24 protein-coding genes are annotated in these 22,293 nt (G+C 70.6%); 6 read left to right on the plus strand and 18 right to left on the minus strand.

Annotated elements, in window-relative coordinates:
* Positions 1 to 65 precede the first annotated feature (65 nt).
* The gene (locus W7S_RS17150) at positions 66 to 560 is read right to left on the minus strand and encodes a LysM peptidoglycan-binding domain-containing protein (protein WP_008258566.1); all 495 of its coding nucleotides are present in this window, start codon (positions 558 to 560) and stop codon (positions 66 to 68) included.
* 292 nt (positions 561 to 852) lie between these two features.
* Between W7S_RS17150 and lexA the strand changes: the two genes are divergently transcribed.
* On the plus strand, positions 853 to 1,563 hold the full coding sequence (gene lexA / locus W7S_RS17155) for a transcriptional repressor LexA (RefSeq protein ID WP_008258568.1): 711 nt from the start codon (positions 853 to 855) through the stop codon (positions 1,561 to 1,563).
* A 15-nt stretch (positions 1,564 to 1,578) separates the two neighbouring features.
* Here lexA and W7S_RS17160 read toward each other — a convergent pair whose 3' ends face one another.
* The 7 genes from W7S_RS17160 to W7S_RS17190 form a co-directional block, all read right to left on the minus strand.
* Positions 1,579 to 3,795 (minus strand): LGFP repeat-containing protein, encoded by a 2,217-nt coding sequence (locus W7S_RS17160; protein ID WP_008258569.1) that lies wholly within the window; start codon positions 3,793 to 3,795, stop codon positions 1,579 to 1,581.
* A gap of 369 nt (positions 3,796 to 4,164) precedes the next feature.
* The gene (locus W7S_RS17165; RefSeq protein ID WP_008258570.1) at positions 4,165 to 5,325 is read right to left on the minus strand and encodes an acyl-CoA dehydrogenase family protein; all 1,161 of its coding nucleotides are present in this window, start codon (positions 5,323 to 5,325) and stop codon (positions 4,165 to 4,167) included.
* Between the two features lie 121 nt (positions 5,326 to 5,446).
* A complete protein-coding gene (hflX, locus tag W7S_RS17170; RefSeq protein WP_008258571.1) occupies positions 5,447 to 6,868 on the minus strand; it encodes a GTPase HflX in 1,422 nt (473 codons plus the stop codon).
* Between the two features lie 52 nt (positions 6,869 to 6,920).
* On the minus strand, positions 6,921 to 7,787 hold the full coding sequence (gene dapF / locus W7S_RS17175) for a diaminopimelate epimerase (protein WP_008258572.1): 867 nt from the start codon (positions 7,785 to 7,787) through the stop codon (positions 6,921 to 6,923).
* A gap of 4 nt (positions 7,788 to 7,791) precedes the next feature.
* Entirely contained in the window at positions 7,792 to 8,709 is a 918-nt protein-coding gene (gene miaA / locus W7S_RS17180) for a tRNA (adenosine(37)-N6)-dimethylallyltransferase MiaA (protein ID WP_008258573.1), read from the minus strand.
* 8 nt (positions 8,710 to 8,717) lie between these two features.
* A complete protein-coding gene (locus W7S_RS17185; RefSeq protein ID WP_008258576.1) occupies positions 8,718 to 9,410 on the minus strand; it encodes a hypothetical protein in 693 nt (230 codons plus the stop codon).
* Between the two features lie 41 nt (positions 9,411 to 9,451).
* Positions 9,452 to 10,426, minus strand: coding sequence for a DMT family transporter (locus W7S_RS17190; RefSeq protein WP_014380607.1), 975 nt, complete (start codon positions 10,424 to 10,426; stop codon positions 9,452 to 9,454).
* Between the two features lie 403 nt (positions 10,427 to 10,829).
* Here W7S_RS17190 and W7S_RS17195 point away from each other — a divergent pair, with 403 nt between their 5' ends.
* Positions 10,830 to 12,167 (plus strand): DUF349 domain-containing protein, encoded by a 1,338-nt coding sequence (locus W7S_RS17195; RefSeq protein ID WP_014712047.1) that lies wholly within the window; start codon positions 10,830 to 10,832, stop codon positions 12,165 to 12,167.
* Here W7S_RS17195 and W7S_RS17200 read toward each other — a convergent pair.
* The 4 genes from W7S_RS17200 to recA are packed head-to-tail and all read right to left on the minus strand — an operon-like array spanning position 12,164 to position 15,898.
* Positions 12,164 to 12,781 carry a hypothetical protein gene (locus tag W7S_RS17200; RefSeq protein ID WP_050989391.1) on the minus strand — a complete coding sequence of 206 codons (618 nt, stop codon included), beginning with the start codon at positions 12,779 to 12,781 and terminating at the stop codon, positions 12,164 to 12,166. The genes W7S_RS17195 and W7S_RS17200 overlap by 4 nt on opposite strands.
* Positions 12,769 to 14,307 carry a tRNA (N6-isopentenyl adenosine(37)-C2)-methylthiotransferase MiaB gene (gene miaB, locus W7S_RS17205; RefSeq protein WP_085976510.1) on the minus strand — a complete coding sequence of 513 codons (1,539 nt, stop codon included), beginning with the start codon at positions 14,305 to 14,307 and terminating at the stop codon, positions 12,769 to 12,771. The genes W7S_RS17200 and miaB overlap by 13 nt, the downstream gene beginning before the upstream one ends.
* 51 nt (positions 14,308 to 14,358) lie before the next feature.
* On the minus strand, positions 14,359 to 14,880 hold the full coding sequence (gene recX / locus W7S_RS17210) for a recombination regulator RecX (RefSeq protein WP_008258586.1): 522 nt from the start codon (positions 14,878 to 14,880) through the stop codon (positions 14,359 to 14,361).
* A complete protein-coding gene (gene recA, locus W7S_RS17215) occupies positions 14,846 to 15,898 on the minus strand; it encodes a recombinase RecA (RefSeq protein ID WP_008258595.1) in 1,053 nt (350 codons plus the stop codon). The genes recX and recA overlap by 35 nt, the downstream gene beginning before the upstream one ends.
* A 229-nt stretch (positions 15,899 to 16,127) precedes the next feature.
* Here recA and W7S_RS17220 point away from each other — a divergent pair, with 229 nt between their 5' ends.
* Both W7S_RS17220 and W7S_RS17225 read left to right on the plus strand, forming a co-directional pair.
* Complete coding sequence (locus W7S_RS17220; RefSeq protein WP_008258597.1) at positions 16,128 to 16,787, plus strand: (2Fe-2S)-binding protein; 660 nt, start codon at positions 16,128 to 16,130, stop codon at positions 16,785 to 16,787.
* A 34-nt stretch (positions 16,788 to 16,821) separates the two neighbouring features.
* Complete coding sequence (locus tag W7S_RS17225; RefSeq protein ID WP_008258599.1) at positions 16,822 to 17,460, plus strand: flavodoxin family protein; 639 nt, start codon at positions 16,822 to 16,824, stop codon at positions 17,458 to 17,460.
* A 10-nt stretch (positions 17,461 to 17,470) separates the two neighbouring features.
* Here the strand turns inward: W7S_RS17225 and W7S_RS17230 are convergent, their stop codons facing one another.
* From W7S_RS17230 to W7S_RS17240, 3 genes are read right to left on the minus strand one after another with little or no spacing between them, the layout of a single operon-like run.
* Positions 17,471 to 17,677 (minus strand): DUF3046 domain-containing protein, encoded by a 207-nt coding sequence (locus W7S_RS17230; RefSeq protein WP_008258602.1) that lies wholly within the window; start codon positions 17,675 to 17,677, stop codon positions 17,471 to 17,473.
* A gap of 40 nt (positions 17,678 to 17,717) precedes the next feature.
* Complete coding sequence (locus W7S_RS17235; RefSeq protein ID WP_026071291.1) at positions 17,718 to 17,990, minus strand: hypothetical protein; 273 nt, start codon at positions 17,988 to 17,990, stop codon at positions 17,718 to 17,720.
* Positions 17,991 to 18,030: 40 nt separating this feature from the next.
* The gene (locus W7S_RS17240) at positions 18,031 to 19,197 is read right to left on the minus strand and encodes a glycosyltransferase (RefSeq protein ID WP_008258604.1); all 1,167 of its coding nucleotides are present in this window, start codon (positions 19,195 to 19,197) and stop codon (positions 18,031 to 18,033) included.
* Between the two features lie 52 nt (positions 19,198 to 19,249).
* On the opposite strand from W7S_RS17240, the gene W7S_RS17245 reads away from it, so the two are divergent.
* Both W7S_RS17245 and W7S_RS17250 read left to right on the plus strand, forming a co-directional pair.
* Positions 19,250 to 19,681 (plus strand): limonene-1,2-epoxide hydrolase family protein, encoded by a 432-nt coding sequence (locus tag W7S_RS17245; protein WP_009956010.1) that lies wholly within the window; start codon positions 19,250 to 19,252, stop codon positions 19,679 to 19,681.
* Between the two features lie 11 nt (positions 19,682 to 19,692).
* Positions 19,693 to 20,094 (plus strand): DUF5313 domain-containing protein, encoded by a 402-nt coding sequence (locus W7S_RS17250; RefSeq protein WP_008258606.1) that lies wholly within the window; start codon positions 19,693 to 19,695, stop codon positions 20,092 to 20,094.
* Here the strand turns inward: W7S_RS17250 and W7S_RS17255 are convergent.
* The 3 genes from W7S_RS17255 to clgR form a co-directional block, all read right to left on the minus strand.
* Positions 20,091 to 20,900: a hypothetical protein gene (locus W7S_RS17255; protein WP_008258607.1), complete on the minus strand. Its 810-nt coding sequence runs from the start codon at positions 20,898 to 20,900 to the stop codon at positions 20,091 to 20,093. The genes W7S_RS17250 and W7S_RS17255 overlap by 4 nt on opposite strands.
* A gap of 9 nt (positions 20,901 to 20,909) precedes the next feature.
* Positions 20,910 to 21,737, minus strand: coding sequence for a phage shock protein PspA (gene pspA, locus W7S_RS17260; protein ID WP_008258608.1), 828 nt, complete (start codon positions 21,735 to 21,737; stop codon positions 20,910 to 20,912).
* 134 nt (positions 21,738 to 21,871) lie between these two features.
* Positions 21,872 to 22,210, minus strand: coding sequence for a transcriptional regulator ClgR (clgR, locus tag W7S_RS17265; protein WP_008258609.1), 339 nt, complete (start codon positions 22,208 to 22,210; stop codon positions 21,872 to 21,874).
* Positions 22,211 to 22,293: the final 83 nt, after the last annotated feature.

The raw sequence follows: 22,293 nt of genomic DNA on the forward strand, positions 1-22,293 counted from the left end.
TCCCTGGGGCGGCGCCACGCGGGCCGCGCACCTCACGGGCCGGAACCGTTGGGACACAACGACCGTCAGCCGATCGGGGCGATCAGCGTTTGGCCGGCAACCAGCGTCGGCGAGTTCAGGTCGTTGAGCTCACGGATGCGATCGGCCACCGCGGCGGCCGGCGCGTCGGGGGCCACGCGGTGAGCGACATCCTGCAGCGACTCCCCCGCGTCGACCCGCACGACGGCGAGCCGGTTCGGGACGGGGGCGGCCGAATTCGTCGAGTCGCCGTTGAGCGCCTGCCCCACGTTCGCGACGAGGCCCAGCCACAGCGTGATCGCCCCGGCGGCGAGTGCCAGACCAACCGTCGTCGCCCAGGTGACGGCGCGCCTGCGGTGCGGAGCGACAGACATCGCGACCCCGGTGCCGTAGTAGCGCGTCGGGGCGCCCGCGGGCCGCGACGGCGCGGGGCGCCGCGAGCGGGCCAGGCCGTCCCTGCCGTACCGAACGCCCTGAACCGGTCCGTTGACCGGGCGCCGAAGACTGCTGGTGCGCGGCGCAAGCGTGTGGATGACTGTCATCTGCGTTCCTCCGGTCAACTAGCTCTCGCTCGTGTGTTCGACTCTAATCGCTTGTGTGTTCGAAACCCGAACATTTGAGCGAAGCGTGTCGCACGAGCAAAACGCTAGATCACACCACCGACAACTCCGTCGGCCTCTACCACTGTCACGAGGCACAAATACCCGGTCTCGGCAAGAGTTACACATTTGTGATTCGGCCGATGGCGGCGCTTTTCCGGCCCGGGACGCCCGGGCGACACGCCAGTCGAACACATGTTTGATTCTTGTCGGCGGTGCGGCTACATTCAGTGCCATGGGCGACAGCAACGACACTTCCCCGAACACCGGCCCGGCCGCGGCGGACGGCCGGCTGCACTCCGTGGACTCCGCGCTGACCGAGCGGCAGCGCACCATTTTGAATGTCATTCGCGCCTCGGTGACCAGCCGCGGCTATCCCCCGAGCATCCGGGAGATCGGCGACGCCGTCGGGCTGACGTCGACGTCCTCGGTGGCGCACCAGCTGCGCACGCTGGAACGCAAGGGGTATTTGCGCCGCGACCCCAACCGGCCCCGGGCGGTCGATGTCCGCGGCGCCGACGACGACGTGGCCGCGCCCGCCACCGAGGTGGCCGGGTCGGATGCGTTGCCGGAACCCACGTTCGTCCCGGTTCTCGGGCGGATCGCGGCCGGTGGACCCATCCTGGCCGAGGAAGCCGTCGAAGACGTGTTCCCGCTGCCGCGCGAGCTGGTCGGCGAGGGCACGCTGTTCCTGCTCAAAGTGGTGGGCGACTCGATGGTGGAGGCCGCGATCTGCGACGGCGACTGGGTCGTCGTGCGCCAGCAGAACGTCGCCGACAACGGCGACATCGTCGCGGCGATGCTGGACGGCGAGGCCACCGTCAAGACGTTCAAACGCGCCGGCGGTCAGGTGTGGCTGATGCCGCACAACCCGGCGTTCGACCCCATCCCGGGAAACGACGCGACCGTGCTGGGCAAGGTCGTCACGGTGATCCGCAAGGTCTAGCGGCCGGCGGCCCCGCTAGTCGGCCCGGGTGAAGCCGTTGGCCAGCGCGACCTCTTCGCTGGACAACCAGATCTCGGGCAGCGTGTCCTGGTACAGGTCGCTGCCGGGCGTGTAATACAGGCCGTACCGGGCGCTCGCCTTGATCGGGTAGCCGTCGGGCGCCTGGTACGGGTCGTCGAGTGGCAGGTGGATGGTCGGGCGCCCGTCCGGGCCCGCCAGCCCGTTCTCCGAGCCGTCCTCGGCGTCGTCCGCGGCGGCGTGCCGACCGCCGGATCGCTGCGCGGCGACGAAGGCCCCGGCCGCGCCTGCGCCGACCGCCCCGGCCTCGGGGGCCCCGGACACGTCGGGCTCCGCGGCGACATCGTCCTCGGGTTCGACTTCCGCCTCAGGGACCGCGACGTCGGGATACTCATCCTCGGGCGCGGCGGCTTCCAGGGCACCGGTGACGGCGTCGGCATCCGGCGGCGTGTGCGCAACGGCGACGTCGGGATACTCGTCGTCGGCGTACTCGTCGTCCGGATAGCCGGCGTCGGCGTAGTCGGCGTCGACGTAGGCGGCATCGTCGGCGGTCTCGGCCTCGGCGACCTCGGGAACGGCGTCGGTGTAGTCGGTGTAATCGGCCTCGGCATCGGGATAGTCGGCCTCCGCCAGCATCTCCTCCGAGACGACGGGGATGGAGTCGGTGTCGATCGCGTCGGGGTCTTCCTGCTCGACGCCGTAGTCGCTCTCCGACGGCGCCTGACGCTGCCAGCTGACCCGCGCGGTGGCCGCGGCATCGGTCGGCTGCTCGGGTTCGCGCGGCCCACTCGGCGCGAAATGCTCGGTCGCGAGGTCGGGGTCCTCCGGGCCCCAGGGCGCGTCATACCCCTGGTCGGGCGCATACCCGGCGGCACCGTCCGCGCCGGAGCGGCGCCGGCGCCATCCGAACAGCGCCCACGCCACCACCACCAGCAGCACCAGGACCGGAATGGCGGCCAGCCACCACCACGAATGCCAGCCGAACTTGTCGGCGTGTGACGGCATGGCCGAACTGCTCGGCTGGTTCTGGCCCGAGACCTGAAGGCCGCTCAACAACGGCGCCAGGTTGGCCGGGTCGGTGCTGAACGTGTTCTTCGCCCGGTTCCACGAAATCTTGCCGCCGGTGAACTGCTGCGAGATCACGTCACCGTCCACGGCCTGGTCGCCGGCGGGCGCCCCCAGTTTGCCGGCCGGACCGCGCAGTTTGTCCCAGGCGGCCTTCATCGCCCCGCGCACGACGAACGCGCCGTGCTCGGCGGTCCGGAAGATCACCGGTTTGTCGGCGGCCGAGAAGGTGCAGATCCGGCTGGACGGGCCGATGCCACCCTCGGTTTCGTTGGTGACGGGGAATCCGAGGCCGCTGCCGACGGGCCCGCCGAGCGACTCGTATTTGGCCAGGATGTCGGTCTCGAGCGCGTTCGCGCCGGTCGCCGGGGTGAAGAACACCTTGCCGCCGGCGAAGTTCTGGACGATGCCGTCACCGCCGATGGGGGTCTGCCCGCCCTGCTTGGCACCCAGCGGTCCGTTGGGCCCCCCGGCCGCCCGCCAGGCCATGTTGATGGCCGCGGTGGGATCGATCGCCACCTGCAGGCCCTTCAACTGGTCGGCCAGCCCCGGCGGTTCGGTGGTGAACTGCTTGGTCTGCCGGTTCCACGAAACCTGGCCGCCGCTGAACTTCTGCGAGGACACCTCGCCGTTGTAGGTCTCGTCGCCGACCGGAACACCGAGCACCCCGCCCGAGCTGCCCAGCTTGTCCCAGGCGGAGTTGATGGCGCCGCGCACCACGTACGGGCCGTGCTCGGGTGTCCAGAAAATGACCGGCTTGTCGGTGGCCGAGAAGGTGATCACCCGGCTGTCGGGGCCCGCCAGGCCCGGAACTTCGCTGATGGCCGGGAAACCCAGATCGCTACCGGCCGGCCCGCCCAGCATCTCGTATTTCTCCAGGATGGGCCCGTAGGCGAATTTGGCCCCGGTGGCCGGGGTGAAGAACATTTTGCCGCCGTCGAAGTCCAGGGCGAACCCCTCCCCGGCGGGGTACACGTCACCCTTGCGGGGGCCGAGCGGGGACGTGTCGCCGCCGGCCTTCTCCCACGCGGCCATCATCGCCGCTTCGGCGTCACCTATCGGGCTCGCGGTGGCGACGGGCGCCAGCAATACGGCGGCTAGTGCTGTGGTCGTCAGGCTGACCAGCGCGCTTCCGATCAGCTTGCGCATGTGACCTCTGTGCACCTTCACCAAGCCTTCCAGCCTCCGGATACGGCTCTATCTGCGGCTATGCCCTTACCTGCATAACCGGCGAAACGGGCCGTTCTTCCGCGGGGAATGGACCCGCTCACGATCCGCCTTATCGCCGGGCTCGCATAACTTTGCTCCAGCCAACAAGAAATGCGAAGTCAAATCACGAATTTTACAAAAAGGGATACCACACCGATGTCGAAATGATGCCGGGCCACGGCCGAATCGCGACCATCCATGCGTCGGCGCATATCGCGCCCAAAGCCGGCCGGGATTTCATCAATCGAGCGCGGCCACCGCGGCCCGCGGGGCGTTCGCCGACTGGACGACGATCCGTTAAACGAAAAGCTATACGCCGAGGCTGCGGCCGATGATTTCCTTCATGATTTCGGTCGTGCCGCCGTAGATGGTTTGTACCCTGGCGTCCAGATAGGCACGGGCGACCGGGTATTCGCGCATGTAACCATAGCCGCCGTGCAGCTGCAGGCAGCGGTCGATCAGGTGCACCTGCTTTTCGGTGCAGTACCACTTGGCCATTGCGGCCTGCTCGGCGGTCAGCTTGTGGTCCAGGTGCAGGCGAACGAATTCGTCGACCATCATGCGCACCACGGTCGCCTCGGTCGCCAGCTCGGCGAGCACGAAGCGGCTGTTCTGGAAGCTGCCGATCGGCTTGCCAAAAGCCTTGCGCTCCTTGGTGTATTGCAGCGTCTGCTCCAGCACCTGCTCCATCGCCGCGGCGGCCATGATGGCGATCGAGATCCGCTCCTGGGGCAGGTTCTGCATGAGGTAGATGAACCCCATGCCCTCTTGGCCCAGCAGGTTCTCGGCCGGCACCTTCACGTCGGTGAACGACAGCTCGGCCGTGTCCTGCGCGTCGAGCCCGATCTTGTCCAGGTGCCGTCCGCGCTCGAAGCCTTCCATCCCACGCTCGACGGCGAGCAGGGAGAAGCCCTGGGCGCCCTTGTCCGGATCGGTCTGCGCGACGACGATGACCAGGTCGGAGTTGATCCCGTTGGTGATGAACGTCTTTGAACCGTTGAGCACGTAGTGGTCGCCCTGCTTGACCGCGCGGGTCTTGATGCCCTGCAGGTCGCTGCCGGTGCCCGGCTCGGTCATCGCGATCGCCGTAATCAGTTCTCCGGTGCAGAATTTCGGCAGCCAGCGCTGCTTTTGCTCCTCGGTCGCCAGCGCCAACAGGTACGGCGCCACGATGTCGTTGTGCAGGCCGAAACCGATGCCGCTGTAGCGACCGGCGGTGGTCTCCTCGGTGATGATCGTGTTGTACCGGAAATCCGGGTTACCCCCGCCGCCGTACTCCTCGGGCACCGCCATGCCCAGGAAGCCCTGCTTGCCGGCCTCGAGCCACACGCCGCGGTCGACGATCTTCGCCTTCTCCCACTCGTCGTGGTACGGCGCGACGTGGCGCTCGAGGAAGGCCCGGTAGGACTCGCGGAACAGGTCGTGCTCTGGCTCGAAAAGAGTGCGCTGGTATTTGATGGCGCTGCTCATGGAATTGACCTCCGGCGACGGTGATTTCTGCAGCCCAACATATACCAACCGGACGGTTGGTCGGCAGCTGGCGGGTCGGCGCCGGCGGTGCGCTGGGGAATCGGCCGCTACGGCCGACGGCTCAGCGGGCGGCGAACTCGCGCAGCCGGCCGGCCAAGGCGACCGGGACCCGGGCCTTGATCCGGGTGCCCTCGGCGTCGTGCTCCTCGTGCTGGACGCGTCCGTCGGCGTGCAGGCGGGCCACCAGGTCCCCGCGGTGATACGGGATCACCACGTCCACGGCCGTGTCGGCGGGCACGGCCAGCTCGGCGATGCGGCGGCGCAGGCCGTCGATGCCCTCGCCTGTGCGCGCGGAGACGAACACCGCGCCCGGCAGCGCGTGGCGGAGCTTGGCCAACGCCAAATCGCTTGCGGCGTCGACCTTGTTCACCACCAGCAGCTCGGGCGGGGGCGCGCCGTCATGGTCGGCGATGACGTCGGTGACCACCTGTCGGACCGCATTGATCTGCGCCAGCGGGTTGACGTCGGAGCCGTCGACGACGTGCACCAGCAGGTCGGCGTCGACGACCTCCTCCAGGGTGGAGCGGAAGGCCTCGACGAGCTGGGTGGGCAGGTGCCGGACGAACCCGACGGTGTCGGTGAGCACGAACGAACGTCCTTCGTCGAACTCGGCGCGCCGCGTGGTGGGCTCCAGGGTGGCGAACAGCGCGTCCTGCACCAGCACCCCGGCGCCCGTCAGCGCGTTGAGCAGGCTGGACTTGCCGGCGTTGGTGTAGCCGACGATGGCGATCGACGGCACGTCGCTGTGCAACCGGCGGCTGCGCTGGGTGTCGCGGACCTGCTTCATGTCCTTGATCTCGCGGCGCAGCTTCGCCATCCGCTCGCGGATGCGCCGCCGGTCGGTCTCGATCTTGGTCTCACCGGGACCGCGCAGGCCCACGCCTCCCCTGCTGCCGCCGGCGCGGCCACCGGCCTGCCGCGACATCGACTCACCCCAACCGCGCAGCCGAGGCAGCATGTATTCCATCTGGGCCAGCGACACCTGCGCCTTGCCCTCCCGGCTCGTGGCGTGCTGGGCGAAGATGTCCAGGATCAGCGCGGTGCGGTCGATGACCTTGACCTTCACCGCCTTCTCCAGCGCGGTCAGCTGAGCCGGGGACAGCTCACCGTCGCAGATGACGGTGTCGGCGCCGGTCGCCAGCACCACCTCGCGCAGTTCGGCGGCCTTACCCGAGCCGATGTAGGTCGACGGGTCGGGCTTGTCGCGGCGCTGGATGAGCCCTTCGAGCACCTGGGAGCCGGCCGTCTCGGCGAGGGCGGCCAGCTCGGCCATGCTGGCCTGGCTGTCGGCGGCGGTGCCGTCGGTCCACACGCCCACCAGGACGACCCGCTCCAGCCGAAGCTGGCGGTATTCGACCTCGGTGACGTCGGCGAGCTCGGTGGACAGGCCGGCGACGCGGCGCAGCGCCGACCGATCCTCGAGGGCGAGTTCGCCCGTGCTGGGCTCCGTGACCGCGTGATCGCGAAATTCGGGATGTGTCATAGGCAATAAGAGATGATGCACGCAAAGTCGGTGGCGTGCATCTGAATTAACGCTACTGTGCGCGCCACCATTCCTCGCTGATTTCTCCGTGGGCCACCAGTACCGACGGCCCCCGCAGGTAGCTGGTGGCGTCGGTGATGGTGACGACGACCTCGCCGCCCGGCACCCGGACGGTCAGCGTGCCGGTGTCCGCCCCGGTGCCGGCCAGCGCGGCGACCGCGGCCGCGACCGTTCCGGTGCCACACGAGCGTGTTTCGCCGACCCCCCGCTCGTGGACGCGCATGTGCACCGCCCCGGCGTCCGGTGCGGTGAGGATCTCGACGTTCACCCCGTCCGGGAATTGGGCGGGGTCGAAACTGACCGGCGCGGCCACGTCCAGCGCGGCCAGCGCGTCGACGGTCAGGTCGGGGTCGACGCAGGCCAAGTGGGGATTGCCCACATCGATCGCCACGCCGGAAAATCGCCGCCCGCCCAGGACGGCGTCGCCCGGGCCGAGCGTGTTGGCCTTGCCCATGTCGACGCTGATGTCGGCGGTGGTCCCGTCGACGCGATGCACGCTGACCGGCCGGGGGCCGGCCAGCGACCCGACGACGAAATCGTCGCGGTCCTCCAGCCCGCTCGCGCGCAGGTAGTGGGCGAAGACCCGCACGCCGTTGCCGCACATTTGGGCGATGGACCCGTCGGCGTTGCGGTAGTCCATGTACCAGTCGTCGGCGGCCACACCGTCGGGCAACCGGTCCAGCACGCCGGCCGCGGCGGCGGCGCCGGCCGTGGTGACCCTCAGCACCCCGTCGGCGCCCAGCCCGCGTCGCCGGTCGCAGAGGGCGGCCACCCGGGACCCGGTCAGGCTCAGCTCGGCCGCCGGGTCGGGCAGCACCACGAAGTCGTTCTGGGTGCCGTGGCCCTTTGCGAATTTCACCAGTTCAGGATACGTGCCGCCACGCGCGTACCGCGCCGTCGACGAGCCCGGCGCGATCGTCGGCGTTGAGCCACTGCACCCGGTGGTCGCGCCGGAACCACGAGCGCTGCCGTCGCACGTAGCGGCGGGTGCCCACGAACGTCTGCTCCCTGGCCTCGCGGAGTCGATCCGGGCCGCCACCGTCGTCGAGCGCCGCGATCACCTGCGCGTAGCCCAGGGCTCGCGAGGCGGTGACCCCGTCGCGCAGGCCGTGCTCGAGCAGGGCGGTGACCTCCCCGACCAGGCCCTGGTCGAACATGGCGTCGGTCCGCTTGGCCAGCCGGTCATCGAGAATCGTTGTGTCACAGTCCAATCCGATGATGGCGGTGTCCCATCGCGGGGCGCCGATCCGGGGCGCGGAGGCGGCGAACGGCCGGCCGGTCAGTTCCACCACTTCCAGGGCCCGCACCGTGCGGCGCGCGTCGGTGGGCAGGATCGATGCGGCCGCGGCGGGGTCGCGACGGGCCAGCTCCGCGTGCAGCTCCCCCACCCCGACCTCGCCCAGCCGCCGCTCCCAGCGTGCGCGCACGGCGGGATCGGTGGCGGGAAACGACCAGTCGTCGAGGAGTGACTGGATGTAGAGCATGGAGCCGCCCACGATGATGGGCACCGCGCCGGCGGCCGCGATCGCCTCGATGTCCGCGGCGGCGGCTTGCTGATAGCGGGCGACGGTCGCGGTCTCGGTGACGTCGAGGACGTCGAGCTGGTGATGCGGAATGCCGCGGCGCGCGTCGACGGGCAGCTTGGCGGTGCCGATGTCCATGCCCCGATACAGCTGCATCGCGTCGGCGTTCACGATCTGTGCGCCCAGCCGCTCCGCGATGTCGAGGGCCAGCTGCGACTTGCCCGTTCCGGTGGGACCGATGATGGCCAGTGGTCGCACGGCCACCGTCACAGCTGCCAGGCGCCGGCGAAGTATCCCACCCCGTAGGGCGCCCCCCGGTACAGCTCCTTGGCGGATCGGGGCCCCGGCTCGGCCAGGCCGGCCAGCACCTGAAAGGCGACCCGCCCCAGGATCTGGGGCGGCAGGCGGGTCAGCGCCGCCACGTCGCCGTCGGCGAGCGCGTCGTTGAGGGCCTCTTGCGCGGGCGCGTTGTCCGGGTGGTGTCCGCCGGGGGCGGACGGGGTCAAGGTGTTGGCGCCGTCGGCGACGACCAGCACCCCGATCGGCTCGGGCAGCCGGTCGATCTCGGTTCGCAGTTCGCGGCCGCGGCGAAGCGCCGCGGTGGCGCCGTGGTCGCCGCGGTAGACGCGGACCCGCGCGCTGGCCTGCGGCTGCGCCCGGCCGCGCACCCAGCCGCCCAGCAGCGCGCACACCGGGAGTGCCAGTGGCTCGGGCTCGTCGCCGTCCTGCGGTGACAACCGGACACGCACGTCAACTCCGAAACCCGCGAACGTGCCCGCGGCGTCGGGACCGAATTCCTCGTCGGCGGAGCCGGTCCCGATGATCACCCAGCGTTCGGGCAGCAACGCGGCCGCCGCGAGCGTCGCCGCGACCAGATCGGCCACCTCGGCGGCGGCCGCCCCGGCAAGTTCGGGAACAAGCACCGGCGCCGACGGGACGATGGCAATGGCGCTCAGCACGCCACCAAACTAACGTGATCGGGCCGCCACCAGCGAACCAGTCAGCAGCGTGGGCCGTCGGCGACCACCAGGCACTCGCCGTAGGGACCGAGGCTCTCTTCGGCGGATGCGTCCCGGGCCCGCTTTCTTCGCGGTGCGCCCCCACCGGATTCGGTCCGGTCGACGGCGGCGGCCTCGCCGCGCGCCAGCGCGATGGTCGCGACGATCACCACCGACACCGCGGCGACCAGCACGAACGACTCGGCCCCGCTGGCGTTGACCGTCTCGCCCAGCACCAGCACTCCGAGCAGCCCCGCGACCACCGGCTTGGCGACCGTCATCGTCGGCAGCGACGCGGTCAGCGTGCCGGCGCGGAATGCCGATTGCTGGAAGATCATCCCGGCCAGCGCCACCAGCAGCCAGGGCACGAACTCCGGCGAGGTCAGCACGCGCGCGACGCCGTGCTCGGACATCTCGACGATGCCCTTGGTCAACACCGCGAACAGCGCCAGCGAGGACCCCGCCACCACCGCGAGCAGCACCGCCGCGAACGGGCTGCCGGACCAGATTCGTGCGGCCACCACGCAGCCCACCAGCAGCGGCGCCATGACCAGGGCCACGATGATCCAGGTCTGCAGCGGCGCGCGCTGGTGGCCGGACTCCGGGTCGCCGACGATGATGACCACCGCCAGCCCGGCCGCCAGGACCAGCGCCCAGATCCATTCCCGCGGCTTGACCCGATGATGGGCGAGCCGCGCGTAGATCGGGAGCGCGAACAGCAGCGCGGTCACCTGCAGGGCGGTCACCATGACCACCGAGCCCCACGCCAGGGCGGCGGCCTGCAGGCTGTAATTGGTGACCGCGGCCATGCCGCCGAGCCACCATCGCGCGTCGCGCAGCGACATGCGGAACAGTTCGAGGTGCCCGACCTGCTTGTCGGTGATCTCGTGCGCGGAGCGCTGACGGATCACGTCGCCGATCGCCGATGCCAGCGCCGCGCACAAGGCAATCAACGCTGCGACATCAACTTTCGACATATCCCCGACCCCCAGAGCTCACGACCGTCCGACCCAGCTTTCCCCGGGGCGCAAGCAAATACACGCACATTTCGCGTTCAGTTCAGATACAAATCTATGACGTTTCACACGTCCGGCCGCGCCGCGGGCGATCCTTCGATTATTACTTCAGCAATCTATGTGACCGCTTGGATAACTCTAAGAGAACATCACAGGTAGCGCGAGCCGAGGCGGCCGCCCCGGTTCCCCGCCCCGAATACCAAGGTGGCGGCGTGTGGTCGCGCAAGCTGCTTGAATACTGTTAGGCGCCTGCTGGGAAAACCCGGGTGGGACGTCCGCAGATGCAAGAACGGTGCCGCTACGCGCGGCAGGCGCGCGGTACGCCAACCGCGCGGAAGGTTTGCGAAAGGGTAGTGACGAGCGCATGACGGCTGACCAGCCTCGCGACGAATCGGCCCGGCCGGTGCCGCGTCCGGGGCCGCGTCCCGGTCCGCGGCCCGCGGGCTCGGGGTCGCGGCCGGCCGCTCACCCGGTCGTGGTGCCGCCCCCACCCAGCGATCCGCACCAGTTCGGGCGCGTGGACGACGACGGCACGGTGTGGCTGATCAGCGCCGCCGGCGAGCGGATCGTGGGCTCCTGGCAGGCCGGTGACCGCGAAGCGGCGTTCGCCCACTTCGGCCGGCGATTCGACGACCTCGCCACCGAGGTCACGCTGATGGAGGAGCGGCTGGCCTCGGGCACCGGGGACGCGCGCAAGATCAAGGCGCACGCGTCCGAGCTGGCCGAGACGCTGCCGACGGCCGCCGTGCTGGGCGATATCGACGCTTTGGCCACCCGGCTGGCCAGCATCGCCGAACACGCCGAGGCGACCGTCGCCGCGGACCGCTCCCGGCGCGAGGAACATCGGGCCGCCCAGACCGCCCGCAAGGAGGCGCTGGCCGCCGAGGCCGAGGAGTTGGCCGCCACCTCGACGCAATGGAAGGCCGCCGGCGACCGGCTGCGCGCGATCCTCGACGAGTGGAAGACCATCACCGGCCTGGACCGCAAGGTGGACGACGCGTTGTGGAAGCGCTATTCCGCGGCCCGCGAGGCCTTCAACCGGCGGCGGGGAGCGCATTTCGCCGAGTTGGATCGGGAACGCTCGGGAATCCGCCAGGCCAAGGAACGGCTGTGCGAGCGGGCCGAGGAACTCTCCGATTCGACCGACTGGACCGCCACCAGCGCGGAGTTTAGCAAGTTGCTCACCGAATGGAAGGCGGCCGGGCGGGCGACCCGGGAGGTCGACGACGCGCTGTGGCGGCGCTTCAAGGCCGCCCAGGACGTGTTCTTCACCGCCCGCAACGCGGCGACCGCGGAAAAGGACGCGGAGTTCCGCGCCAACGCGACGGCCAAAGAGGCGCTGCTGGCGGAGGCCGAAAAGCTGGACACCAGCAATCACGACGCCGCTCGGGCGGCGCTGCGCTCGATCGTCGAGAAGTGGGACGCGATCGGCAAGGTCCCGCGGGAGCGCACCGCCGAGCTGGAGCGCCGGCTGCGCGCGGTCGAGAAGAAGGTGCGCGACGCCGGCGAGGCGGATTGGTCGGATCCCCAGGCGCAGGCCCGGGCCGAGCAATTCCAGGCGCGCGCCGAGCAATACGAACAGCAGGCCCAGAAGGCCGCGGCGGCGGGCCGGGCCAAAGAGGCCGAAGAGGCCAAAGCCAACGCCGAACAGTGGCGGCAGTGGGCGCAGGCGGCCGTGGAGGCCCTGAGCCGCAAGTCCTAGCTGCCGCCGCCCGATCCGGTACCGCTTCCGGGATCGTCACGCGGGCGGTCCAGGTCGTCCAGCAGCGAGGTCGACTGCTGCTGGGAGGCGGCGCGGCGGCGCTGCTCCTCGGCGGCGAGCTGCACGATGGTCCGCTGCCACACCACGCGCGCCCAGTGATAGATGAGCAGCAGCACGGTGATCCAGGCGACGATCAGGCCCCACCCCGGCCCCGGGTGCCCCGCGGCCACGGTCTGACGCGACCAGATCGCCAGCATGCCCGCCGCGCCCGCGATCGCCGAGCCGGCGAGCGCAACCCAGGCCAGCGCCCAGCGCCGGGTCACCAGCGCCAGCATCGAAAAGCCCACGCCGAAGACCAGCGCCAGCCAGGCGAACACCCGCGACGGCAGCGCGACCGCGGCCGCGCCGGCGCCGTGGCTCCCGAACAGCACGTCCCAGCCGCGCACATCGCCGGTGTGCGGCAGGATGAACGACCCGAGCAGCACGAACACCAGGATCGACACGAAGAAGCCCCGTGGGCCGGGGTCGATCCCGCGCGCCACCCGGCGTTCGGCGGCCTCGATCTCGGTGCGCAGGGCGCCAAGTTGTGTGTCGTCTTTTTTCATCGTGCACATCCCAGGGGTTGGGCCGGGCCGACGGGCGGACCGACGGCGGGCATGCCCAGGCCGATGCCGCGCGGGCGCCGCCCTGCGGCGTGCGCGTCACCCGCCCGGGTGCGGCGGTGGGTCAGGATGCCCGCGTCGGCGATGAGGTGGTGGGGTGCGGCCCCGGTGACCATCGTGGTGATGACGTCGCCGGGGCGCGGCCGGGTGTCGGCGGACCCGCGGGCCGCGTCGCCGACGGCGAAGTGAACCAGCCGGCCGTCGCGCGCCCGCCCGCTCATCCGGGCGGTGGCGGTGTCCTTGCGCCCCTCGCCGGTGGCGACGAGCAGTTCGACGGTCTGGCCGACCAGGGCCTGGTTGCCCTGCAGCGAGATCTCCTCCTGCAGCGCGACCAGCCGCTCATAGCGTTCCTGCACAACGGCTTTCGGTAGCTGACCGTCGAGGTCGGCGGCGGGGGTGCCGGGCCGCTTGGAGTACTGGAAGGTGAAGGCGGCCGAGAACCGGGCCCGGCGCACGACGTCCAGCGTGGCGGCGAAATCGTCCTCGGTCTCACCCGGGAACCCGACGATCAGATCGGTGGTGATGGCGGCGTGCGGCATCGCCGCCCGGACGCGGTCGATGATGCCGAGGTAGCGCTCGGCGCGATACGAGCGCCGCATCGCGCGCAGCACCCGGTCGGACCCGGATTGCAGCGGCATGTGCAGGGCGGGGCACACGTTCGGCGTCTGCGCCATGGCCTCGATGACGTCGTCGGTGAATTCGGCCGGGTGCGGCGAGGTGAACCGCACCCGCTCCAGCCCGTCGATCTCGCCGCAGGCGCGCAGCAGGCGGGCGAAGGCCCCGCGGTCGCGCGGCAGCGCGGGATCGGCGAAGGACACCCCGTAGGCGTTGACGTTCTGGCCCAGCAGCGTGACCTCGAGCACGCCGTCGTCCACCAGCGAGGCGACCTCGGCCAGGATGTCGTCGGGGCTGCGGTCGACCTCCTTGCCCCGCAGCGACGGCACGATGCAGAACGTGCAGCTGTTGTTGCACCCGACCGAGATGGAAACCCAAGCGGCGTAAGCGGATTCGCGGGCGCTGGGCAGCGACGACGGGAACTCCTGCAGCGCCTCGGCGATCTCGACCTGGGCGACCTTGTTGTGCCGGGCCCGCTCGAGCAGCGTGGGCAGCGACCCGATGTTGTGGGTGCCGAAGACGACGTCGACCCACGGCGCCTTGCGCAGCAACGCGTCCCGGTCCTTTTGCGCCAGGCAGCCCCCGACCGCGATCTGCATCTCGGGATCGTCGCGCTTGCGCGGGGCCAGGTGGCTGAGGTTGCCGTAGAGCTTGTTGTCGGCGTTCTCGCGGACCGCGCAGGTGTTGAACACCACCACGTCGGCGTCGGCGTCCTCGGCCGCCCGCTGGTATCCGGCCGCCTCCAGCAGGCCCGCCAGCCGCTCGGAATCGTGGACGTTCATCTGGCAGCCGTAGGTGCGGACCTGGTAGGTGCGCGCCGGTGCGGCGCCCCGCGCCACCGCCTCTCGCACCGTCGAAGTCACGGGGCCATGGTACGGCGGGCGGTCGGCGCGGGTGAAACCGCACGTCACCGCCTAGACGCGGCGGCGCTCCCGCTCGGCGGCCAGCTCGGCGAACACCACCTCGCACGCCAGGTTCTGGCTGTAGCCGCGGCGCGCCAGCATCCCCACCAGCCGCCGCGTCACCCGCGCGTCGTCGTCGCTGAGCGTCTCGCGGCGCAGCTTGGACCGGACCAGCTGTTCGGCCCGATCCCGCTCGGCGCCGGCGTCGATGCCGGCCAGCACGGTGGTGATCACCTCGTTGTCGACGCCCTTGGTGTGCAACTCGGCGGCCAAGGCGCGCTTGCTCTTTCCGGCGTGCGCGCGGCGGGACCGCACCCACTGCTGGGCGAAGTCGGTGTCATCGATCAGGCCGACGGAGGCCAACCGGTCGAGCACCCGCTCGCTGACGTCGTCGGGATAGCCCCGCTTGGCCAGCCGGCCGCGCAGCTCGGCCCGGGTGCGCGCTCTCGCGGTGAGCAGGCGCAGGCACAGCGCCCGCGCCTGCTCCTCGCGGGAGGGATCAGAAATCGACGGGGGCGGGCAGGACGCTGTCATCGGACAAGTCATCGGTCACGACCGCGCCAATGCCGAGCTTTTCCTTGATCTTCTTCTCGATCTCGTTGGCCACTTCGTCGTTCTCCATCAAGAAGGTGCGGGCGTTCTCCTTGCCCTGGCCGAGCTGCTCGCCCTCATAGGTGAACCAGGAACCGGACTTGCGGATGAAGCCCTGATCCACCCCCATGTCGATCAGCGAGCCTTCCCGGCTGATGCCCCGGCCGTAGAGGATGTCGAACTCGGCCTGCTTGAACGGCGGCGACACCTTGTTCTTGACGATCTTGACCCGGGTGCGGTTACCCACCGCGTTGGTGCCGTCCTTGAGGGTCTCGATCCGGCGAACGTCCATGCGCACCGAGGCGTAGAACTTCAGCGCCTTTCCGCCCGTGGTGGTCTCGGGGCTGCCGAACATCACGCCGATCTTCTCGCGCAGCTGGTTGATGAAGATCGCGGTGGTGCCCGAATTGTTCAGCGCGCCAGTCATTTTCCGCAGCGCCTGGCTCATCAGCCGGGCCTGCAGGCCGACGTGGCTGTCCCCCATCTCGCCTTCGAGCTCCGCGCGCGGCACCAGCGCCGCCACCGAGTCGATGACCAGGATGTCCAGGGCGCCGGAGCGGATCAGCATGTCGGCGATCTCGAGGGCCTGCTCCCCCGTGTCGGGCTGGCTGACCAGCAGGGAATCGGTGTCCACGCCGAGCTTCTTGGCGTACTCCGGGTCCAGGGCGTGCTCGGCGTCGATGAAGGCCGCGACGCCGCCGGCGGCCTGGGCGTTGGCCACGGCGTGCAGGGCGACGGTGGTCTTACCCGAGGATTCCGGGCCGTAGATCTCCACGACCCGGCCGCGGGGCAGGCCGCCGATGCCCAGGGCCACGTCCAGTGCGATGGATCCGGTCGGGATGACCGAGATCGGCTGGCGCATCTCGTCGCCGAGACGCATTACCGAGCCTTTGCCGTAGCTCTTTTCGATCTGGGCCATCGCCAGTTCGAGAGCCTTCTCGCGATCGGGGGCTTGCGCCATGGTGTCTCTCCTATAGTCGGTGTTCGTCTGACCGGTATCGGTCGGTTGGCGGTGACACTAGAGAAGCCCACCGACAAGTTGACTGGCCGAACGCTCCCCACACTAGCCGAACAGGTGTTCGATTCAAGTCTGACACGCCGTTCATCGCCATCGCGTGTGGCAACATCGGCCACCGAAAGGCGTCGACGGGGCTTCGCGGCGGATTTCCTCAAGAGGCGGGCGCGACGCGATGGACATCTCCACCGAGCTGGCCGAAACGGCTTCCTATGGAAGCTTTTTCGCCCTGACCGTCGGCGGCGACGCGGCGGGATGGCATCCGGTCACCCAGTCCTACGCCGACGGCTGCGTCGACCTGATCGACGCCACCGCCCGGCGCTACCGCACGACCGACCTGCGGATCGGCGCCTCGCTGGTTCACCTCGGCCACGCCACCCGGCTGTGGTCGCCGGTGCTCGCGTGCGCGATCGGCCACGGCGTCCTCCCCCGGCTCGACGACCTGCAACGCGCCGACGACGGCGCGCAGCTACGACTGCCCCGACCCGTCGGGATGCCCGCCGATTCACCGGACGCGCTGTATCGCGCCGTGGTGAGCGAGCACATGCGCCCGCTCGCCGCCGGCCTGCGGGTCAAGCTGGCGCCGGCGCTGCTCGCGGGCAACATCGCCTCCGCGCTGGTGGGCGCCGCGCGGGCGCTGCTGACGGCGCGGCCCGACCTGCGCCGCGCGATCACCGAGACCACCCGGTCCCTGCTGGACACCGGCGTGCTGGCCGGATCCGGCGTGATCACCGGCCCGCGGCTGGGCTTCCGGCGCCGCAGCTGCTGCCTGTTCTATCGCCTGCCCGACGGCTCGTTGTGCGGCGACTGCGTGCTGCACCGGACGCCGCGGTAGGGCCGGGCGCCGTTTGGTGCCGCCGCGCCGGGGTATGTGGCCCACCATGGCCCCGACCTCAGCACCGTCCCTGCGCGCCCTCGCGCTGGTCTGCTCGTTGAAGAAGAGCCCCGCGCCGTCCAGCAGCGACCTGCTCGCCGACCAGTTGCTCGATCAGCTGCGCGGCGCGGGCGTCCAGGGCGAGAAGGTGCGGTGCGTGGACCTGGCGCTGCTGCCGGGTGTCGAGGCCGACATGGGCCCGGGCGACGAGTGGCCGGCGGTGCTGACCAAGATCAAGGCGGCCGACATCGTCATCGTGTCGACGCCCACCTGGGTCGGGCACATGTCCAGCGTCGCGCAACGCGTCCTGGAGCGCCTGGATGCCGAGCTGTCCGACACCGACGACGCGGGACGCCCGGCAATGGTGGGCAAGGTGGCCCTGGCCGCGGTCGTCGGCAACGAGGACGGCGCGCACAAGATCGTGGCCGACCTCTTTCAGGCGCTCAACGACATCGGGTTCTCGATCGCCGCGCAGGGCTGCACCTACTGGAACGGCGAGGCGATGCAGGGCACGGACTACACCGACCTCGACGACGTCCCGGACGCGGTCGCGTCCGCCACCGCCAACGCGGCCCGCAATGCCGTGCACCTGGCCACGGTGCTGCGGCAAAACCCTTATCCGGCATACGAATAACGCGCGCGAGTCACCACTGCTCGTGGGGCACGTCGAAGTCGACGCACAACGCCCGCCAGACGTCGCGGGGCTCGATGCCCTCCTCGATGGCCTGGGCGGCCGTCCGGCCGTCGAAACCGGTCAGCACGTGATCGACCAAAACCGATGACCCGTAGGTGGAACCGAAGCGCAGCACCACCCGCTCGTGAAACTCCGTTAGCCGCACGCCAGTGAACATACCCAGCGGGCATGGATCGGACACCCGGGCGCGACGCCGGTCACCGCCAGCTGGCCGGCAGGTCGATGATGTGATTCGGGCAGTCCTCCTGGACCGCGAGGGACATGGTGTCGCGGGCGTGTTGCGCCGACATCGTGGCGCGCAGTCGCATGAAGGCGTATTCGGCCGGCGCGAGCCCCTGCTCGGCGGCGGCGGGATCGTCCATCAACTGACAGGCCTGCTGCTCCTCGGGGCTGTCGGCGCGCGCGACGCCCGCCCCGAACACCGGCCCCGCCAGCAGGGCGCCGGCCGTGACCGCCGTGATCATCCTCATTGCGTGCCTCCCGCCGAAGCATAAGGCGGTGCGGGGCGGGTCATCCGGCCGCCGCCAGCGCGTCGTGGCACACTGCGACCGGGTCGGCGACGTCGGCGATGCTAGCGGCGGCCCGCCGCGCCGCGGCCCGGTAGCCCGGCGCTGCCAGCACGTCGTTGACCGCGGCCACCAGCGCGTCGGCGCTCAGCGGACGAACCAGCCGCGCGCTGCCCTGGCGGACGATCCGGTTGGCGATCTCCCACTGGTCGCCGCCGCCGGGCACCGCGACCAGCGGCACCCCCGCCAGCAGCGTCTTGGCCACCATGCCGTGCCCGCCGCCGCAGATCACCACGTCGGCGTGCGTCAGCAACTCGGCCTGGCTGCCCAGCCCGGCCACCGCCCACGGCGGCACCGTCAGCTCCGCCCCGCCCAGCCGCGAGACCACCACCCGCGCCCCCGGCGGCAGGGTGTCCCCCGGTATCAGGCAGGCCAGCGCCACCTCGGCCAGGCCTTCGGTGCCGGTCGACGCGGTCGACGGCGCGACCACGACCACGGGCCCGGACCCCGCGGGGATGTCCAGCGCCCGGTCGGTCGGCTCGAAGTGCAGCGGGCCCACCAGCACCGCCTCCGGCGGCCAGTCCGGGCGGGGCACCTCGCACGCGGGCAGCGTGGCGATCAGCCGTCGCAGCGGACCGGGGTCGGCGGCCGGCAAGCCGATCTCGGTGCGCACCGCCGCGCGCTGCCGCAGGCCCGCCCGCCAGGAGCGCGCGGTGAGCGCGCGCATCGCGGCGTCGCGCAACCGGCCCCGGATGCCGGTCCCCGGCGTGAGCCCGCTGCCGATCGGGGGCAGGCCCTTCGACGGCAGGTACAGCGGATGCGGATTGAGCTCGATCCACGGGATCCCCAACAGCTCGGCGGCCATCCCGCCGCCCGCGGTGATGACGTCGGAGACCACCAGGTCGGGCGCCAGGTCGCGCAGCGCGGGCACGTTGAGGACGGCCATCCGCGCGGCGCGCCGGTGGATCCTGGCCCCGGCGTCGACGTCGTCGTCGGTGGCCACCAGCCCGTCCAGCGCGACGGCGTCGATGCCGGCGCCGCGGGCGGTGTCGATCCATTCGGCGCCGGTGAACAGCGTGGGCTCGTCGCCCGCCTCGGCAAAGCGCCGGCACAGCGCGATCGCCGGGAACGAATGCCCGGGATCGGGCCCGGCGACCACGGCGACACGCATCGGGTTCACCCTGCCACAGCGCACGGCCGCCACGCTCGCCTACGCTGGCAAGATGACCGAGCTGACTGGGACAACCGTGGCGAACACCCGCACGGTCGAGGGATTCCTGAACGCGCTGCAGGACGCCGATTACGAGGCCGCCGACGCCGCTTTGGCCGACGACCTCGTCTACGAAAACGTCGGCCTGCCCACCATCCATGGCCGCGCCAGGGCCATGAAGCTGTTTCGCCAGATGGAGGGCCGCGCGGCCTTCGAGGTGAAGATCCACCGCATCGCGGCCGACGGCGGCGCGGTGCTCACCGAACGCACCGACGCGCTGATCTTCGGCCCCCTGCGGCTGCAGTTCTGGGTGTGCGGCGTGTTCGAGGTGCACAACGGGCGAATCACGCTGTGGCGGGACTACTTTGACTTCTTCGACATGCTCAAGGCCACCGCGCGCGGCCTGGCGGCGCTGGTGGTGCCGTCGCTGAAAGCGGCGTTCTGAGCGGGGGCACGATGATAAACCGGGACGCCGCCCGCACGCGGCCGAATTTCTGGCAGTTCGTCCGCTATTGCTGCGGTGGCCGGCTACCGGACTCGATGCGCGACTGGGTGCGCAACGACCTGGCCGGCAAGGGCGCGAGCGCGCGGATGATGCGCCGCGTGGCGGTGCCGGCGGTGGTGGTGCTGGCGCCGTTCTGGCTGATCCCGACGACGCTCGACGTGCATCTGAGCATGACGCTGCCGATTCTCATTCCGTTTGTGTACTTTTCGCACGCGCTGAACAAGGTGTGGCGGCGCCACATGCTGGCCGTGCACGATCTGGATCCCGAGTTGGTCGACGAGTTGGCCCGCAAGCGCGACGCCCGCATGCACCAGTCGTACATCGAGCGCTACGGCCCGCGCCCGGAAGACTAGCCGGCGCCGCGCAGTCCGCCGAGTTCATCGAACGCCTGCGCCCAACCGAGCAGGCGGTCGGTCGCCCCGGCCAGCTCCGCGCGGTAGCGCTGCGACTCGGTGAGCCCGTCACCGTTGGCCGAGGACACCAATTGCGCTGCGGCGGTGACCATTTCGTTGTATTGGCGAACACCGGCGCTCAGTTGCGCGGTGAACGCGTTAATGGTGGGCACCAGATACGACCGCGACTGTTCGCTGGCCTGCGCCGCCCGCTCCATCGACACCACCTGTGCGGCCGTGGACGCCATGGCCGCCGAGGTCTTGGTGGCGGCCGCGGTCAGGTCGCGGATCTCGGCCGTCGGCAACATCGCGCCCCGCTCCAGCACGGCCACCAGCGAGAAGAATCCCCGCTCGGAGGCGCCCAGCGCGTACATGGCGGGGCGCGCCGCCGAACCCGGCGGCGGCAGCCGGCGCGCGGTCGTGGTCCGCGGTACCGGCAGCGGCTCGGACCGCAGCCAGCGGTAGCGCAGCAGCAGCAAGGTGGCCGGAATGGCCATGACGACCGCGACCCCGCCGGTGATCTCCAGCAGCAACGCGAACCATCCCCAGGCCGCGAGCAAGATCGTCACCACCGCCCACAACGCGCACCCGGCGGCGAAGATCAGGCCCCACCGCAGCGCGCGGCGGCGACGGCGCAGCTGGCGTGCGCGCGGATCCGCGGCCGCGCTGATCTTGCGGGCCACCAGGTCGGAAACGTCGGCGGCGGTGGCCAATCCGCGGTGCAGCAGCGCGCGCCACAGGCGGGGCCGCGGCGCGTTCACCGCCATGAGACCGGACTACTGGCCAAGTGGCTTCTCGCTGACCGCACCGCCGGCGCTCTCCGCCGGCGCCGGAGTGGCGGGCGTGGTCCCCGCCGCGGGCGTCCCCCCGGTCGGCAGCGCCTCGCCGCGCATGGAGGCACGGATCTGCTCGAGGCGGGAATGGCCGGCCATCTGCACGCCGGCCTGCTCGACCTCGAGCATCCGGCCCTGCACCGAGCCCTGCGCCAGCTCGGCGGCCCCGATCGCGTTGGCGTAGCGGCGCTCGATCTTGTCGCGCACCTCGTCGAGGCTGGGGACGTTGCCCGGGGCGGCCAGGTCGCTCATCGACTGCAGCGAGGCGCTGACCTGTTCCTGCATCTTGGCCTGCTCGAGCTGGCTGAGCAGCTTGGTGCGCTCGGCGATCTTCTGCTGCAGCACCATGGCGTTCTGTTCGACCGCCTTCTTGGCCTGTCCGGCCGCGTTCAGCGCCTGATCGTGCAGCGTTTTGAGGTCTTCGACGCTTTGCTCGGCGGTGACCAGCTGGGCGGCGAACGCCTCCGCGGCGTTGTTGTATTCGGTGGCCTTGGCGGCGTCCCCGGCGGCGGTGGCCTGGTCGGCCAGCGTCAGGGCCTGACGCACGTTGACCTGAAGTTTTTCCACGTCCGCCAGCTGACGGTTGAGCCGCATCTCGAGTTGCCGCTGGTTGCCGATGACCTGCGCGGCCTGCTGGGTCAGCGCCTGGTGCGTGCGTTGCGCCTCCTCGATGGCCTGCTGGATCTGCACCTTGGGGTCTGCGTGCTCGTCGATCTTCGCGTTGAACAGCGCCGTGAGGTACTTCCACGCCTTGACGAACGGATTGGCCATGAGTTAGCTCCACCTTCGCTTCCTGAGGGGCCGGATGGTTCCGGATCGACCCTGACGGGCCGCGCGCCTGACGCTCAATTTAGTGGGTCGGCGCCGATCGCCCCACCCTTTGCGCGGCATCGGCCGACCGGCACTCAGGCCAGCGCGAGCGTCGCCACCGGCGGAATGACGACCTTGGTGCTGACGTCGATGCTGCTGCCCGCGGCCGCGTCGGCGGGCGCCCGCTCGTGGGCCCGTTCCTGGCCGGCCATCCGCTCACCGGCGTCGGTGAGAACCGACGACAACGGGACGTCCAGCGCGTCGCAGATCGCATTGAGCAGCTCGCTGGACGGCTCCTTGCGGCCGCGCTCGACCTCGGACAGATACCCGAGGCTCACTCGCGCCGAATCGGACACCTCACGCAGCGTGCGGCCCTGTGTCGTGCGGGCCTCGCGCAGCACGTCGCCGATCACCTCGCGCACCAATGGCGGCATCCCGCCCTCCTTCGTCCAGTCGGCCCTGCGCGGCACGTCGCCAGTTTGGCTCCGGCAGGTGCTCATTAGGTGAACGCCGTCAG

It is taken from the genome of Mycobacterium sp. MOTT36Y (genome assembly GCF_000262165.1).
GTDB classification, from domain to species: Bacteria; Actinomycetota; Actinomycetes; order Mycobacteriales; family Mycobacteriaceae; genus Mycobacterium; species Mycobacterium intracellulare.